Origin of the sequence: Photobacterium marinum (genome assembly GCF_000331515.1) — a bacterium.
GTDB lineage: Bacteria > Pseudomonadota > Gammaproteobacteria > Enterobacterales > Vibrionaceae > Photobacterium > Photobacterium marinum.
Genome location: NZ_AMZO01000044.1, coordinates 1 through 15,478, shown reverse-complemented (window position 1 = coordinate 15,478; position 15,478 = coordinate 1). Strand labels below are relative to the sequence as shown.

The following is a 15,478-nucleotide window of genomic DNA, read 5'->3' as shown; positions in this document are numbered from 1 at the left end:
CTATCATCCTATATCTCTATAATTACTGGCTTAGTGTACTTGATGGCCGGGCTTTGCTCAAAGCACTACGGCAAATCATTTGCCGCAGAAATGGCAGCCGGTGACGATGCCGACACTTTCGCTGCCGGGCCCTCCAATTCAATCTGTGAACGCTCAGCCAGAGCCGGGCTGATATCCCGTTTCACCTCAACACCGAGCTGCTTGAAACTTTCGGCCTGACGGATCACATTGCCACGTCCGGTAACCAGCTTGTTCATCGCTCCCTGGTAGCTCTGGTTAGCCTTATCAAGCGAAGCACCGACAGCTTCCATATCAGTAACAAACAGGCGCAACTTGTCATACAGCTTACCGGCACGCTCAGCAATTTGCTTGGCATTCTGGTTCTGCCGCTCATTGCGCCACAGATTATTAATCGTGCGCAGCGCCACCAGCAGAGTCGTCGGGCTGACCAGCATGATATTCTGATCCATGGCATCGCGAATAAGGCTCGGGTCGGCTTCTACCGCAGCCTGGAAAGCAGGCTCAACCGGGATAAACATCAACACATAATCAAGGCTGCGGATGCCGTGCAGCTGATGGTAATCCTTGCGGCTTAAACCACGGATATGACTGCGCACTGAAGCCACATGCTCGCTCAGAGCCAACTCCTGCTCAGCGACGGTATCGGCATTGAAGAAGCGTTCATAAGCCACCAGCGACATCTTGGCATCGACTACCACATCTTTATCCTGTGGCAGGTGCACCACAACATCCGGCTGATAACGCTTGCCGTCCTCATTTTCCAGGCTGATTTGGGTCTGATACTCATGGCCTTCCCGCAAACCGGATTCACTCAGTACCCGGGACAACACCACCTCGCCCCAGTTACCCTGCGCTTTGTTATCGCCTTTCAGAGCCTGGGTCAGGTTCACCGCCTCACGGGCCATCTGCTCATTGAGTTGCTTCAGGCTATTGATTTCATGCACCAGAGTGTGGCGCTCGCGGGCTTCCTGGCTGAAATTATCCGTTACCTGCTTTTTGAAGCCTTCCAGTTGCTCTTTCAGCGGAGTCAGCAAGGTTTCAAGGCTCAGCTTATTCTGCTCATCGACAGTACGGGTCTTTTGCTCGAACAGGCGGTTAGCCAGGCTTTCAAACTGCACCCGCAACCTTTCTTCGGCAGTTTCCAACAGGGTGATTTTCTCATCTGCCGCCTTCTGCTCTTCGAAATGACGGGCTTCCTGCTCACGCAGATCGGCTTCCAGCCCGGCATTAGCCGAACGGGCATTTTCCAGCTGCTCGGTCAGGTACTGCTTTTCATTCTTCAGCGCTTCAAAGTGGCGCATTTTCTCCAGTGCCGCCGCCAGCCGGGCATGCATCTGACGCAGTTCCATCGTCAGGCGGTCGCGTTCGACATCCAGCTCATCTATCTCCTGGGTGCGCTCTGCCAGCTGGCCGCTGATCTGCTCTTCACGGCTCTGCGCCAGCCGGAGTTCGGCTTCGGCCTGCTGGGTAAGTAACTGCTCTTTCTGCTGCCAGCGACCTTTCATCCATAGTGCGGTAATCACACTGGCAATCGTTGCACCGGACAAAGCCGCAACCGCAGCCAAAGCAGGGCCGGTGAGCCATTCGGTAATCATGATCTGTCACCCCAAAATTATCTGTCTTCTCGCGGGATCATTCCTGGTTAATATGAGCTAAAGGCTAAGTGGATACTGGATAAATGTCCACCTATTATCATCTGAGACAACCCAAGCCTGTCACTGCATAGCTGTTCGTACAAGCTATTCATAACTATATAGAGCGACCGGATTGCGCTTGTGGTCACAGCTTGAAGACACAAGATCTGGTCGGGTATCCCACATTGGCATAGACTGAGCGCCTTTGGTATGACGAATAACCCGTGCTGCGGACAGCCGCTTTAGAATGGAAAACTGATGAACGAACGTTATGCGCTAGGATATGGATTGGCCGCCGTGCTGCTGTGGTCAACTGTCGCTACCGCCTTCAAAATCACCCTTGAGTATTTCACCCCGATCCAGATGATGGTGGCAGCCAGCCTGGTCTCTGCGCTAGTCCTGACCGCCATCGCCTTTTACCAGGGCAAGCTGCATCTGCTCGGCCGCACCCTGATGGCCCGCCCGCTTTATTATTTGCTGCTTGGCCTAATTAATCCTTTTGCCTATTACCTGGTGCTGTTCAAAGCTTATGATCTGCTGCCGGCCTCGCAGGCCCAACCGCTCAACTACAGCTGGGCAATCACCCTAACCCTGATGGCTGCGCTGTTCCTCGGCCAGAAAATCCGTAAGCAGGACTGGATCGCCTGTATCCTGGGTTACCTGGGTGTGGTCGTCATTGCCACCAAGGGCGATATTATGGCACTGCAGTTCGATAATCCGGCCGGGGTAGCCCTGGCACTGCTGTCGACCCTGTTGTGGGCGATGTACTGGATCCTCAACACCAAAAACCAGGCCGATCCGGTTCTTGGTGTCCTGCTCGGCTTTTTGATTTCCCTGCCGTTTTCATTCGGCCTCAGCCTCTACACCGGCGACTGGCAGCCAGTCCCTTGGCAGGGCTGGGCGGCGGTAAGTTATGTCGGACTGTTTGAGATGGGCGTGACCTTTGTGCTCTGGCTCAATGCCCTGAAGCTGACCAGAAACACCGCACGGATCAGCAACCTGATTTTCATCTCGCCGTTTATATCACTGATGCTGCTGGCTACCATCATAAGGGAAGAGATCCATGTCTCGACACTTGCCGGGCTGGTTCTGATTGTCTGCGGTCTGCTGGTACAGCAATGGAAAGGAAAGAAAACAGAAACGGCAAGTTCATCCTGTACTGAATAAAAGACTTTCTGTATCCCATAAAAAGAAAAAAGCCTGCCACATCAGTGGCAGGCGAATCGGATAAGGGTTGTCGAGACCCAGCGCCCTAAAGGGAAGACGTCTTGTTATAAATTCAAAAACTTATCCGCCACAAACTTAGCTGCTAGCAGGTGCCGCATGCCAGCGGTGACCTAGTTTCGACCACAGGATCAACAGACCCGGGATCAGCAGCCACATCTGTAGCGTCAGCAATACTGGTGGTATCAAATCCAGTCGCTGGGTAATACTAACCATCACTCCGGCACCGCTCATCTGGAACAATCCCAGCAAAGCAGCCGCCGTTCCGGCTCGGTCACCAAACGGTGCCAGCGCCTTGCCAGCTGCAGCGCCCAGCACGAAAGAGAAACCGAAGGAAGCCATAAAGATTGGCACCATAAATGCCCATGCTTCGTGGATATCGCTCAATAACAGCATCACAGCGCCTGAACCCACCAGCATCAGCAGGCCGATATTCAGGGTATTACGGGTACCGAAGCGATCCATGTATTTCGGTGCCACCATACAGCCCAGAATATTCAGTGCCGCATTCACGCCGAACCAGATTGTAAACTGTGACATGCTCTGGCCCATCTCTGTCATCAGCCAGACCGGAGCTGAGGTGACGTAAGCAAGAATCACTGCCATTGCCAGCATACAAAGGGTGGCATGGAACAGAAATACCGGCTCGCGCAGCACTGACAGATAGCGCTCAGCACTGATCAGGGCACCGTCGGTGTTGGTATCTGCAGGACGGGTTTCCTTAAAGAACACGGTCAGCATTGTTCCGGCAACCAGCGCGAATCCGGTCATAAAGCTAAAGTTTGAACGCCAGCCGAACTCATGCGTCAGCCAGGAGCCCAGCAGCGGAGCCAGGGCAGGAATAAAACAAATCGCACCATTCAGGTAGCTGATCATCCGGCCGCTGCGCTCCGGGCCGAAGCTATCGCGAACAGCCGCAAATGCAGCAACGGAAGTCGCACAGGCACCAAAGCCTTGTGTCAGTCGGGCAACTAACAGCAGGTCCAGAGACTGAGCTAGGTAAGCCATGGCACTGCTCAGGGCATAAATCATCACCCCACCCCGCGCAATCGGACGGCGACCGAAGCGGTCAGCAAGCGGACCGGCCAGCAACTGCCCCAGACCAAGGCTGAACATAAACCAAGTAACTGTATCCTGAACCCGGGCGTGATCGACCGCAAAGGTCTCCGCCATCGCCGGCAAAGCCGGTAAGTAAATATCAATAGCCAGTGGGCTAAAGAGGACAAGCGTGACCATCAAAGCGACCAGTCTTGCCCCTGTTTGTGAGGTTTCAGGCTTCATGCAACTTTCCTTCTTGTGATGGCGGGCAGTCTAAGGCTTTAGTGATATGAACAGAAATGGTTTATATTCAAATCAGAATTTCCCATGAGGAATATCACTGACCCTGAGGTGCTGTTGCTGTGTCTTTCGAAAAACTTACCCGTCTCGACCTCAACCTGCTGGTTTGCCTTTATGTCCTGCTGGAAGAGTGCAATGTCACCCACACGGCCCGGCGGCTTCACCTCAGCCAGTCGGCCGTCAGCAAAAGCCTGATGCGGCTGCGGGAGCAGTTCAACGACCCGCTGTTTACCCGTTCAGCCCACGGCCTGATCCCGACACCGCGCGCCAAAGCCCTGCAACCTTTGCTTGAGCACCTGCTGCGGGAAGTAGAGCAAATGACGGCACCGCCGACCTTCAACCCGGCCACCAGCGAACGTCATTTCAAAATGGCTCTGGTTGAAAGTGCCTACCCGCTGCTGCTGCCTCAGTTCCTCGGGGAAATCTTCAGCAAAGGTCCTAACATCATCTTTGATACCCAGGCCTGGGAAACCAATACGTTCGAGCGCCTGCAACGGGGGGAAATCGACTTCGGGATCACTGGTAAAGACCTCAATCCGCGAGATGCTATGCTGACCCTGATGCCACCGAAAGACATCATCTGGCAGGAACTGTACCGGGATACCCAGCGCTGTATCGTCCGCAAAGACCATCCGATCCTGAGCCAGACCTGGGATGAGGATAACTACCTGAGACAGCGCCACATTCAGGTGCGGTGTGACGGCAGCGACCGCTGGCTGCTCGACTACAAACTGGCCGACCGGGGACTAAAACGTGATATCGCGATCTATGTGCCTGACTTCAACAGCGCCGCCAGCCTGTGCACCCATACGGATTTGATCTTCACCGCCCCGAGCCACTTCGCCAGCCATATCGCCGCCCAGCTCGATCTGGTGGTTATGCCGCTGCCACCTGAACTTCCTGCCATGGCTTACACCCTGTTCTGGCACCAACATCAGGAAAATGATCCGGGACACTGCTGGCTGAAAGAGTTAATCATCAGCCGATGTCGTGATTTGTCTGACACTTAATTGCAGCCCGACACCAAACGCGTTAACGTAGCTGCAATGAACGGCCTTGCAGCTATTACGGACCTTACCGAGGCCGCTCTCTTCTTTTCCGTCAACATGGACGGTGACTTACTTAAAGGAACAAACCATGCAAGCTGTTATCTCACAACGAGTGGAGCAGATCCGCCAGTGGCTGGCGGAAAGCCAGCTCGATGCGCTGCTTATTCCTCACGAAGATGAATACCTGGGCGAGTACATTCCTGCCCACAACGAACGCCTTCAGTGGGCCACAGGTTTCACCGGCTCAGCAGGTATGGCAATAATCACCCGCGACAAAGCTGCTGTATTCGTTGATGGCCGTTATGTCGTTCAGGTTCGCAAGCAGGTTCCGGGTGATGTGTTCGAATATCGCCACCTAATCGAAGAACCACCAATGCAATGGGCTCAGGATAATCTGGCCACCGGTAGCCACGTTGCGGTTGACCCTCGCCTTCACAGCGGTGCCTGGCTGGAGCAAATGACCGAAAAAATGGCCGGCAGCCTTGCGCTGGTTTGCATCAACGCTAACCCAATCGACACCCTGTGGCACGATCGCCCGGCGGCAACCCTGTCTGACGCCAAGCTGATGTGCCTGGATTTTGTCGGCACCAGCTGTGCAGAAAAACGCACTGAAATTGCGGCTGAACTGAAGAATCAAAAAGCAGAAGCAGCCCTGCTGACCCAGCTGGACAGCATTGCCTGGCTGCTGAATATCCGCGGCAGCGATGTACCAAGCCTGCCGGTTCTGCTTTCAACTGCCATCATCCACGCCGATGAAAGCGTTGATTTCTATATTGACCCAGCTCGCCTGCCAGCAGAATTCAGTGCACATGTCGGTGACGGTGTTCGTATCCACCAACCTGAAGAGCTGGAAGCCGGCCTGAAAGCCCTGAGTGGTAAAGAAGTTCTGATTGACCCGGCCACCAGCAATGCCTGGGCCGGACAGGTACTCAACGGTGCAGGTGCCCGTATGATCGCCGCAGCAGATCCTTGCCTGCTGCCGAAAGCAGCCAAGAACCCGACCGAAGTTGCCGGCATGAAAGCCAGCCATATCCGCGACGGCGTGGCGATGGCTAAATTCCTGGCTTGGGTTGATGCTCAGGTGGCTGCCGATAATCTGCTTGATGAAGGTACGCTGTCTGACAAGTTGTGGCAGTTCCGTAGCTTAGATCCGAGCTGTACTGATGTCAGCTTCGACACCATTTCGGCAGCCGGCGGCAATGCTGCAATGTGCCACTACAACCACCTCAACCAGCCAGAACCAAGCGTACTGGAAATGGACAATGTCTACCTGGTGGATTCAGGCGGCCAGTACCCAGACGGTACAACTGACATCACCCGTACGATCGCTGTCGGCCAGCCGGATGACGAAGTGAAGAAAGCCTTTACCCTGGTACTGAAAGGCCATATTTCGCTGTCATCAGCTCGCTTCCCGAAAGGCACCAACGGCACCCAGCTGGATGCCCTGGCTCGCCAACACCTGTGGGCGCACGGTTATGATTTCGACCACGGCACCGGCCACGGTGTGGGCCACTTCCTGAGTGTTCACGAAGGCCCGCAGCGTATTTCCAAAGTCTACAACCCGACGGCCCTGCTTCCGGGTATGGTGTTGTCTAATGAACCGGGTTACTACCGTGCAGATGCCTTCGGTATCCGTATTGAGAACCTGGAGCTGGTTGTTGAAGTCGAAACCAACGGCGACATGACCATGCTGGGCTTCGAGTCTCTGACCCGGGCTCCGATTGACCGTCGCCTGATCGACTTGTCACTGATGACAGATGCCGAGCTGGCTTGGCTGAACCACTACCACCAGACGGTATTTGATGTGATCAGCCCGTCGCTGGAAGGTGATGACCTGGCATGGCTACAGCAGGCAACAGCGCCGCTTACCCGCTAAGCCCGCAACACGCAGCCTGAAAATAACAAACGCCCGCATATTCACATGCGGGCGTTATTACATCTACGACACAACAATCAACCGTTCGAAATTTGGCTTTAGAGCAAAGAGAAAGCACAGAATTTATAAGCATAAATGAACACTCTCGATGCCGATATAAAGCCAAATAACACCTGTCAATTACCCGGAATAGGCGTGATGCCAATCTTTCCACACTACTTCAAAGCCGTGCTGCTTCACCGCCTGAGCCACTTCGGCAACAGCGCGGTCATCACTGATTGCAAACTGCTCCAGCTCCGGCTCATCATCGGCATAACCGCCGGGCTGGGTTTTAGACCCGGCCGACATGCTGGTGATCCCCAATGGCAAGACATTGTCGCGAAATAGCGGGGATTCACGGGTCGATAACGACAATTCCACTTCCGGATTCAACAGCCGATAAGAACAAATCAGCTGCACCATCTGGCGATCGGTCATCACCGACTTCGGCTGCAACCCGCCCTCGCACGGTCGCAGGCGCGGGAAGGAGATAGAATAGCGGGTCTGCCAGTAGGTGCGCTCCAGATAATCCAGATGGCTGGCGACAAAGAAACAATCAGTGCGCCATTCTTCAAGACCAATCAATGCTCCGATACCAATCTTATCAATGCCTGCGCGGGCCAGGCGATCCGGGGTTTCCAGACGGTATGCAAAATCCATCTTATTGCCACGTAAATGATGTTTGGCATAGGTCGGCGCATTATAGGTCTCCTGATACACCATTACGGCATCCAGCCCCAATGTTTTCAGCTCGGCATACTCATGCTGATCCAGAGGCTGAACCTCCATCGCCAGGTAGCTGAACTGAGATTTGACCGCGGGCAGGGCCTGGCGGAAGTAATCCATCCCGACTTTGCGCTCATGCTCGCCTGTCACCAGCAATACACTGTCAAAATTCATCGCCTTAATGGCCTGGCATTCTCGCTCAATCTCCGGAACAGCCAACGTCCGCCGCTTGATCCGGTTCTCCATCGAAAAACCGCAATAAGTACAGGCGTTGGCACACAAGTTCGACAAATACAGCGGCACATAGAAGCCGATAGTATGGCCAAAGCGGCGACGGGTCAGCGCCACCGACTGCTGAGCCATCTGCTCAAGGTAAGGCTCTGCGGCCGGGGAAATCAGCGCTTTGAAATCTTCCAGATCCCGCTTGTTTTTCCGCAGAGCCCGCTCAACATCCACAGCCGTTTTGCTGTAAATTGACAGTCGGATATCGTCCCAGTCAAGCTGCTGCCAGACATCAAAATAGCTCATACCGATTCCTTATGCGGTCTGATCCAGAAACGCCGTCAGCGGACTTGAAGCAATGGCATGATTGACGGTTCCGGCCAGTCCGGCCTCATACGCCATACGACCACTTTCCACCGCCATCCGAAACGCCCGCCCCATCACCACCGGATCGGCGGCTGCTGCGATTGCCGTATTCACCAGCACCGCATCAGCTCCCATCTCCATCGCCTCAGCAGCATGGGACGGAGCACCAATCCCGGCATCAACAATAACCGGCACCCGGGCCTGATCGATGATAATTTCCAGGAAATCCCGGGAAGCCAGCCCCTTGTTCGAACCAATCGGCGCGCCCAGCGGCATCACCGCCGCACAACCTACCTCTTCCAGTCGCTTACACAACACAGGATCGGCATGGCAATACGGCAGCACAATAAAGCTATCTCGGACCAGTTGCTCTGCCGCCGCCAGCGTTTCAATCGGATCAGGCATTAGGTATTTCGGGTCCGGGTGGATCTCCAGCTTCAGCCAATTAGTCCCGAGCGCTTCACGGGCCAGCTTGGCAGCAAAAACGGCTTCTTGAGCATTTTTCGCTCCGGACGTGTTCGGCAACAAGTTTACGCCAGCCTCCAGCAAAGGAGCCAAAATATCATCATCCCGATTTTCGATATCCACCCGCTTAAGTGCCATGGTCACCAGCTCAGATCCCGAAGCCACAATGGATTCCGCCATCACCTTACTGTTGGCGTATTTGCCGGTGCCGGTAAACAGGCGGGATGAAAAGGTCTTATCAGCAATAGTCAGCATTTAGCCTCCGGCAATAGCTTGGAACAGGGCAATTCGGTCGCCCGTCTTCAACTGGGTACTATCCCATTCACTTCGGGTAACAATATCGTCGTTCAGGGCCACCGCAGTTGCCTGCAATGGCATATCCAGTGTCTTGAGCAGTGCGGTCAGGCTATGCCCTTGCGGACATTCGACAGGCTTGTCGTTCACCCGTACCTGAATCACTGACGGCGTGGCTGTCATAACGGTTTTATTCTCCTGTGCCACAGACCGGGCACTGTTTATCCAGAGTTAAATTAAATCGCTGCCATGCCATGGTCAGGCCATCAAACTGCAGCAAAGTCCCGAAAGCGACTTCCCCGGCTCCGCTCAACAGCTTGATACATTCCAGAGCCTGCATATTACCCATCACCCCGACAACAGGCCCGGCAATGCCGGAGCTGCTGCAATTTTGCGGCTCCTGCGAAACATCAGGCAGAGGTGGAAACAGGCAGTGGTAACAGGGGCCATGACCCTGGCGAAAATCAAAGGACATCAGCTGGCCCTGCCAGCGAATCGCCGCTCCTGAGATCAGAGGCTTGCCGGCACTAAAACAAGCCTGATTAACCGCATGCCGAGTCGTCAGATTATCGGAACAATCCAGAACCACGTCGGCCAGAGCGATCTCCATTGCCAACCGCTGCCCGGCCAGCCGAGCCTGTACCGGGCGTACCCGGATATGCGGGTTCAGAGCAATCACTTGTTCGGCAGCCATCAAAGCCTTACTCCGGCCCTGATGACTGTCGCGGTAAATGACCTGACGCTGCAGGTTCGAACTGTCCACCTCATCATCATCAGCAATAATAAGGTGACCGATACCAGCCCCGGCCAAATACAAAGCCGCGGCAGAACCCAGTCCACCGGCACCGACCAGCAGTACCTGGGCCTGTGCCAGCAATTGCTGCCCTTGTTCACCAACTTCGGGCAGCATTATTTGGCGGTTATAACGCAAAAATGCCTGATCACTCAGCATCCGTTGCATCCTTGGCTGGCTCATGACGCACGAGCAGCTGATTAAAGTCGTCTAGAGCGGCTTTAGGATCTTCGGCCTGGGTAACAGCCCGGACAACCGCGATACCATTCACTCCGGTACGCCAAACTTTTTCAGCCCGGCTCAAATCAATACCGCCAATGGCAACAGTCGGAAACGCTTCACCAATCAGCTTGTGATACAAGGCTAAACGGTTAACCCCCTGCGGCTTGGATGGCATCTCTTTGGTGGTGGTCGGGAAAATATGGCCTAAGGCAATGTAGCTTGGGGAAAATTCAGCAGCACGCAGGATTTCATAATAACCATGGGTAGAAAGACCGAGACGCAAACCGGCTTGCTGGATAGCAACCAAATCAGCGGTATCCAGATCTTCCTGCCCCAGATGAACACCGTAGGCCTTGTGCTCTACAGCCAGCTGCCAGTGATCATTAAGATATACCTGCGCCTGATGTGCTTTGCCGGCTGCGATCACCTGTTTGATCTGAGCTTCCAATGTCGAATCGTTTTCATCTTTGATCCGCAGTTGAGTAGTCGCAACTCCCAGATCCAACAAGCGCTCAACCCACTCGGCAGAATCCACTACCGGATATAGCGCAAGCTTCGCCGGATCTGTCGCTGCAAACGGCTCGACAGCCGCTTCTTTGCAAGTCCAACCCAAGTCTTCAGCTTCTGGGTGGTTAGCCGTTAAAGCTCGGGGAAACAGCTCACGGCTCATCGGCCAGCCAGTTTCACCATAACCATCCATGTGGCTTTCCATATAGCCACGAGCATGAGCCCGGGCCAAAGTCACCGCATCCTCCAGCGGAAAATCCAGTGCCAGCGCAACCATCAGCATCGCACGCTGCGGCTCACTGGCACCGGCGTGGTGACAATACACAGCTCTGGCTTCACCGTTGTGGTGCCAGATATCAATACACCCTTTCTCAGTTGGCAGGCCGCTAACAATTAAATTTGGTTTTTGGGCAACCAGCTGCTGCATTTCACTTACCGACGGATAAGGTGCAATCCACTGATCCAATACCTTATACCCGGTAATATCAGCCCCATCCGGGTTAAACACCAGACTGAACTGACGCTCTTCGAACTGAATGTCGACTGTTTCCGACTCGCTCCAATCCACACTGACCTGTTCTCCCAACTGGTACTTATCAGCAGCAGCCAGCAAGGGTTCCACATGCATCAGCAACGGTGTCAGGCTATCGGGCAAACATAAAGAGCTCATTGACGATCCTCTTGAATAGGGTGGTACAACTCACTACCCCGGGCGCGGAATTCAGAGGCTTTCTGCTGCATTCCCTGTAATGGTTCATCAAGTACTTTAATTTCCAGCTCATTGTTGTGTTCAAGATTGCTGGCGTAATCGCGTACTTCCTGGGAGATCTTCATTGAACAGAACTTTGGTCCGCACATTGAGCAGAAATGAGCCACTTTACCGGATTCCTGGGGTAGAGTTTCATCGTGATAGGCTCGGGCCGTATCCGGATCCAAGCCTAAATTAAACTGGTCTTCCCAGCGAAACTCAAAGCGCGCTTTCGACAATGCATTGTCGCGCACTTGCGCTCCCGGATGACCTTTCGCCAAGTCTGCCGCATGGGCACACAACTTGTACGTGATCAGACCCACTTTTACGTCTTCTTTATTAGGCAATCCAAGATGTTCTTTGGGAGTGACATAGCAAAGCATGGCGCAACCATACCAGCCAACCATCGCCGCACCGATCCCGGAAGTAATATGGTCATAACCGGGAGCGATGTCCGTAGTCAGCGGGCCTAAGGTATAAAATGGTGCTTCATGGCAATGCTTGAGCTGCTCTTCCATGTTTTCCCTAATCATATGCATCGGCACATGTCCCGGCCCTTCAATCATCACCTGTACATCATATTCCCAGGCAATTTTGGTCAGTTCACCAAGGGTTCGCAGTTCACTGAACTGCGCTTCATCATTGGCATCAGCAATGGATCCCGGACGCAGGCCGTCTCCTAAGGAAAGGGAAATATCGTATTGGGCACAGATCTCGCAGATCTCTCGGAAATGGGTATAAAGGAAGCTTTCCTGGTGGTGAGCCAGACACCATTTGGCCATAATCGAACCACCTCGTGACACAATTCCTGTCACTCGCTTTGCGGTCATCGGGATGTAACGCAGCAGAACACCTGCATGAATTGTAAAATAATCAACACCCTGTTCGGCTTGCTCCAGCAAAGTATCTCGGAAGACATCCCAAGTAAGGTTCTCGGCAATGCCGTTCACTTTCTCCAACGCCTGGTACATAGGCACAGTACCAATCGGCACCGGACTGTTACGGATTATCCACTCACGGGTTTCGTGAATATTGCGCCCGGTGGACAGATCCATCACCGTATCGCCGCCCCAGCGGGTCGACCACACCAATTTTTCAACTTCTTCTTCAATGGATGAACTGACGGCGGAATTACCGATATTAGCATTGACCTTAACCAGAAAGTTACGGCCGATAATCATGGGCTCAGATTCAGGGTGGTTAATGTTCGAAGGGATGATGGCCCGGCCAGCCGCCACTTCCTGGCGGACAAACTCCGGCGTAATATCTTCAGGCAGGTTTGCGCCAAAGCTAATACCCGGATGTTGCAGATTCATAGTGGAATCTCGATATTTTTCCCGCCCCATGTTTTCACGGATCGCAATAAACTCCATCTCCGGAGTGATCACCCCTTGGCGGGCATAATGGAGCTGAGTAACCCGATGCCCCGGCTTCGCTCTGCGGATACAAGCTCGTTGACTAAAACGCAGCTCATCCAGCGTATCATCAACCAAACGGCTCTGAGCATAATCAGAACTCAGCCCGTCCAGCAGCTCGGTATCATTACGCTCTGCTATCCACGCATCCCGGACAGAAGGCAAGCCGGCATAGATATCAATGTCGCAATCAGGATCGGTGTAATAACCGGATGTGTCATAAACCCGTATCGGTTCATTGGGCTCATAAATCGGGTTTGATTTGGATCCACCAACAAGGCTATCCGACAGCGTTATTTCACGCATCGGCACCTGAACATCAGGACGGCTTCCTTCCACATACACCTTACGGGATTTCGGGTAAGGCTGGACGGTGAGTGAATCAATAAATTGTTTAGCTTCCAGTCTCGCTTGTTTGCGATTCGACATAGCAATTTCCTTTCATCTTATTAGAGGGAAGTTGCTTGACGGATGGGTGCATAAACAAGAGGCATACACTTAGGGTGTACAGCGTCGTCTGAATACTGCGGCTACGGCCGATCGATTTCGATGGTGTAGCTAGACAGATGAATTGTCTCTTGTTCCCTTCGCAGGTATTAGCCCGATCAGGTTCTACGGATCCCGCAAAGCGGTCTCAGCCAAATGGCACTCCGACAAGTTAAGTGATGAGTATAGGTAAGCACCTTACAGGCAGCAAGCGTAATTCACAGAAATTCTTGAACTTAAGCCCAAACAAAAAAGGCCGCACATTTGTGCGGCCTGAGAATTATTTGCTGAACTTTTTCGCTAAGTTTTTCAAAAGCGATGAATGCGTTTCTCGCAATTCACCTAGTTTATGGGTAATCGTCGGTGCTCCGTCTAAATCAAACAACTTAGGTACAGCCACTCGCTGAGAAGAATAGATGCCGGTGTGGCCGCTAAAGTAGTAAGCGGTATAACAGGCAATCGCAAAATAAAGCATATGGTCGGCACCAAACAGCTCGACGCCCATAATGGTACAAGCAAGCGGAGTGTTAGTCGCCGCAGCAAAAACAGCGAGGAATCCAAGCGCGGCAAATAAATCAACCGGCGCACCAAGTATCCATGCCATGGTATTACCCAACGTCGCACCAACAAAGAACAGCGGTGTCACCTCCCCGCCTTTATACCCGGCAGCCAAGGTAATCGCAGTCAACAGCAACTTAAGCAACCAACTGTACCACTCTGCACCACCTTCCTGGAAAGCACTTAAGATACTGACGCCACCTTCACGACTTGAGTACACACCAAGGCCGATATAGTCATAGTTACCAATCAGGTGCACCGCCCCAATAACAACCAAACCTCCGACAACCACAATCAGGTAAGGGTTCTTAAGTGTTGCCTTGAAGATATCTTTAAACGCATGGGTAAGCTCACCGAACAGGTAACCCGCCAAACCAAATGCAATGGCAGCCAGAACAATTTTCGCCACCATCAGAATATCGACCTTCACCGCATGCTCAAACAAGGTAATGGTCTCAAGGAAGTCGATCCGATAATGGGTATGATGTGCTCCCCAAGCACTACATACAACATCAGCGAGGATAGCGGCAAAAAGAGCAGGAATAATCGCGTCGTAGCGCAGACGCCCAATAGCCAGCACCTCAAGCGCAAAAATAGCTCCGGTCAACGGAGTCCCGAATACAGCACCAAATCCGGCTGCAACACCGGCAATTAAGATCAGGCGGGTGTCTGCTTCATTCAGCTTGAAACAACGAGCCAGCCAGTGCGTCGTTGCACCACCGATTTGCACGGCCGTCCCTTCACGTCCGGCAGAACCACCAAACAAGTGAGTGATGGCTGTTGTGATTAATACCAACGGCCCCATTCGGGTTGGAATACCAGCTCCCGGCTCATGAATTTCATCCATGATCAGGTTATTACCACCCTCTGAGTTTTTACCCAGATTCCGGTAGCAATAAACAATCACAATCCCGGCTAACGGTAGCAGATATAGCAACCAAGGGTTATCAATCCGTGTCTCGGTGGCGAAGCTTAAGCTCCAAAGGAAAAAGGCGTTAAGAGAGCCGACAATAACGGCAACAGGTATTATAAGAAGTGTCCATCTTAGGATCTGGACAAAAATTTTGGGGTTAGCGCTTAGTGGGTGTGCCATACCAGTTATCTATCATTACAAAGTTAATTCTTCAGGATAGACGTTATGGCAAATGATTTAGCCCTACCATAGACGGATCTATCCTACTACAGCAGGAGTCATCATCTCAGTAGAGCGGTTAAAGGTGGAACTCCATCACCCGTCATGAACAAGGCTGTTCATCAACAAAAGGGAATGCTAACGGGAAATACAGCAAGCAACAAGCTTAAATTTTGCCTTCAGACAGTGAAATGGCTTTTGCTTGATATAAAGCAGAAAAGGTCACAGAAACAAAAACCAACATTTTGCCGGGACGCGCAGCCTGAGGCTTCAAAGATGGCAGGGGGGAGGGATTCGAACCCCCAACTCACGCTTTTTTTCGTATAAGGAGGGGATCCGCAGCTCTGTCAATTAGAGCTATAA

At 52.9% G+C, this 15,478-nt stretch carries 12 protein-coding genes and 2 riboswitches; of the genes, 3 read left to right on the top strand and 9 right to left on the bottom strand.

Going from position 1 to position 15,478, the window contains the following annotated elements:
• Positions 1-65: 65 nt before the first annotated feature.
• Positions 66-1,616 (bottom strand): DNA recombination protein RmuC, encoded by a 1,551-nt coding sequence (gene rmuC / locus C942_RS23000; RefSeq protein ID WP_007470973.1) that lies wholly within the window; start codon positions 1,614-1,616, stop codon positions 66-68.
• 297 nt (positions 1,617-1,913) lie between these two features.
• Between rmuC and C942_RS22995 the strand changes: the two genes are divergently transcribed.
• Positions 1,914-2,822, top strand: coding sequence for a DMT family transporter (locus C942_RS22995; RefSeq protein ID WP_036801597.1), 909 nt, complete (start codon positions 1,914-1,916; stop codon positions 2,820-2,822).
• 135 nt (positions 2,823-2,957) lie between these two features.
• Here the strand turns inward: C942_RS22995 and C942_RS22990 are convergent, their stop codons facing one another.
• Complete coding sequence (locus C942_RS22990; RefSeq protein WP_007470969.1) at positions 2,958-4,160, bottom strand: multidrug effflux MFS transporter; 1,203 nt, start codon at positions 4,158-4,160, stop codon at positions 2,958-2,960.
• Positions 4,161-4,279: 119 nt separating this feature from the next.
• Here C942_RS22990 and C942_RS22985 point away from each other — a divergent pair, with 119 nt between their 5' ends.
• Positions 4,280-5,227, top strand: a complete 948-nt coding sequence (locus tag C942_RS22985; protein WP_007470967.1) for a LysR family transcriptional regulator — start codon at positions 4,280-4,282, stop codon at positions 5,225-5,227.
• Positions 5,228-5,354: 127 nt separating this feature from the next.
• Complete coding sequence (locus C942_RS22980; RefSeq protein WP_007470965.1) at positions 5,355-7,142, top strand: aminopeptidase P family protein; 1,788 nt, start codon at positions 5,355-5,357, stop codon at positions 7,140-7,142.
• A 180-nt stretch (positions 7,143-7,322) separates the two neighbouring features.
• On the opposite strand, the gene thiH is transcribed toward C942_RS22980, so the two are convergent.
• The 7 genes from thiH to C942_RS22945 form a co-directional block, all read right to left on the bottom strand.
• On the bottom strand, positions 7,323-8,435 hold the full coding sequence (thiH, locus tag C942_RS22975) for a 2-iminoacetate synthase ThiH (RefSeq protein WP_007470963.1): 1,113 nt from the start codon (positions 8,433-8,435) through the stop codon (positions 7,323-7,325).
• A 9-nt stretch (positions 8,436-8,444) separates the two neighbouring features.
• Positions 8,445-9,215 carry a thiazole synthase gene (locus C942_RS22970; protein ID WP_007470961.1) on the bottom strand — a complete coding sequence of 257 codons (771 nt, stop codon included), beginning with the start codon at positions 9,213-9,215 and terminating at the stop codon, positions 8,445-8,447.
• The gene (gene thiS, locus C942_RS22965) at positions 9,216-9,437 is read right to left on the bottom strand and encodes a sulfur carrier protein ThiS (protein ID WP_007470958.1); all 222 of its coding nucleotides are present in this window, start codon (positions 9,435-9,437) and stop codon (positions 9,216-9,218) included. It lies immediately after the preceding gene.
• A gap of 7 nt (positions 9,438-9,444) precedes the next feature.
• Positions 9,445-10,206 (bottom strand): HesA/MoeB/ThiF family protein, encoded by a 762-nt coding sequence (locus tag C942_RS22960; protein WP_007470956.1) that lies wholly within the window; start codon positions 10,204-10,206, stop codon positions 9,445-9,447.
• Positions 10,196-11,446: a thiamine phosphate synthase gene (gene thiE / locus C942_RS22955; protein WP_007470953.1), complete on the bottom strand. Its 1,251-nt coding sequence runs from the start codon at positions 11,444-11,446 to the stop codon at positions 10,196-10,198. Before thiE ends, C942_RS22960 begins: the two co-directional genes overlap by 11 nt.
• Positions 11,443-13,368: a phosphomethylpyrimidine synthase ThiC gene (gene thiC, locus C942_RS22950; RefSeq protein WP_007470951.1), complete on the bottom strand. Its 1,926-nt coding sequence runs from the start codon at positions 13,366-13,368 to the stop codon at positions 11,443-11,445. Before thiC ends, thiE begins: the two co-directional genes overlap by 4 nt.
• A 136-nt stretch (positions 13,369-13,504) precedes the next feature.
• Positions 13,505-13,602: riboswitch (TPP riboswitch) on the bottom strand.
• A 103-nt stretch (positions 13,603-13,705) separates the two neighbouring features.
• Entirely contained in the window at positions 13,706-15,076 is a 1,371-nt protein-coding gene (locus C942_RS22945; protein WP_036801594.1) for a voltage-gated chloride channel family protein, read from the bottom strand.
• A gap of 85 nt (positions 15,077-15,161) precedes the next feature.
• A riboswitch (Fluoride riboswitch) is annotated at positions 15,162-15,225 on the bottom strand.
• Positions 15,226-15,478 lie beyond the last annotated feature (253 nt).

Excerpts from the sequence above, each read along its gene's own strand:
- rmuC (WP_007470973.1), bottom strand. The coding sequence starts at position 1,616 with ATGATTACCGAATGGCTCACCGGCCCTGCTTTGGCTGCGGTTGCGGCT.
- C942_RS22995 (WP_036801597.1), top strand. The coding sequence starts at position 1,914 with ATGAACGAACGTTATGCGCTAGGATATGGATTGGCCGCCGTGCTGCTG.
- C942_RS22990 (WP_007470969.1), bottom strand. The coding sequence starts at position 4,160 with ATGAAGCCTGAAACCTCACAAACAGGGGCAAGACTGGTCGCTTTGATG.
- C942_RS22980 (WP_007470965.1), top strand. The coding sequence starts at position 5,355 with ATGCAAGCTGTTATCTCACAACGAGTGGAGCAGATCCGCCAGTGGCTG.
- thiH (WP_007470963.1), bottom strand. The coding sequence starts at position 8,435 with ATGAGCTATTTTGATGTCTGGCAGCAGCTTGACTGGGACGATATCCGA.
- C942_RS22970 (WP_007470961.1), bottom strand. The coding sequence starts at position 9,215 with ATGCTGACTATTGCTGATAAGACCTTTTCATCCCGCCTGTTTACCGGC.
- thiS (WP_007470958.1), bottom strand. The coding sequence starts at position 9,437 with ATGACAGCCACGCCGTCAGTGATTCAGGTACGGGTGAACGACAAGCCT.
- C942_RS22960 (WP_007470956.1), bottom strand. The coding sequence starts at position 10,206 with ATGCTGAGTGATCAGGCATTTTTGCGTTATAACCGCCAAATAATGCTG.
- thiE (WP_007470953.1), bottom strand. The coding sequence starts at position 11,446 with ATGAGCTCTTTATGTTTGCCCGATAGCCTGACACCGTTGCTGATGCAT.
- thiC (WP_007470951.1), bottom strand. The coding sequence starts at position 13,368 with ATGTCGAATCGCAAACAAGCGAGACTGGAAGCTAAACAATTTATTGAT.
- C942_RS22945 (WP_036801594.1), bottom strand. The coding sequence starts at position 15,076 with ATGGCACACCCACTAAGCGCTAACCCCAAAATTTTTGTCCAGATCCTA.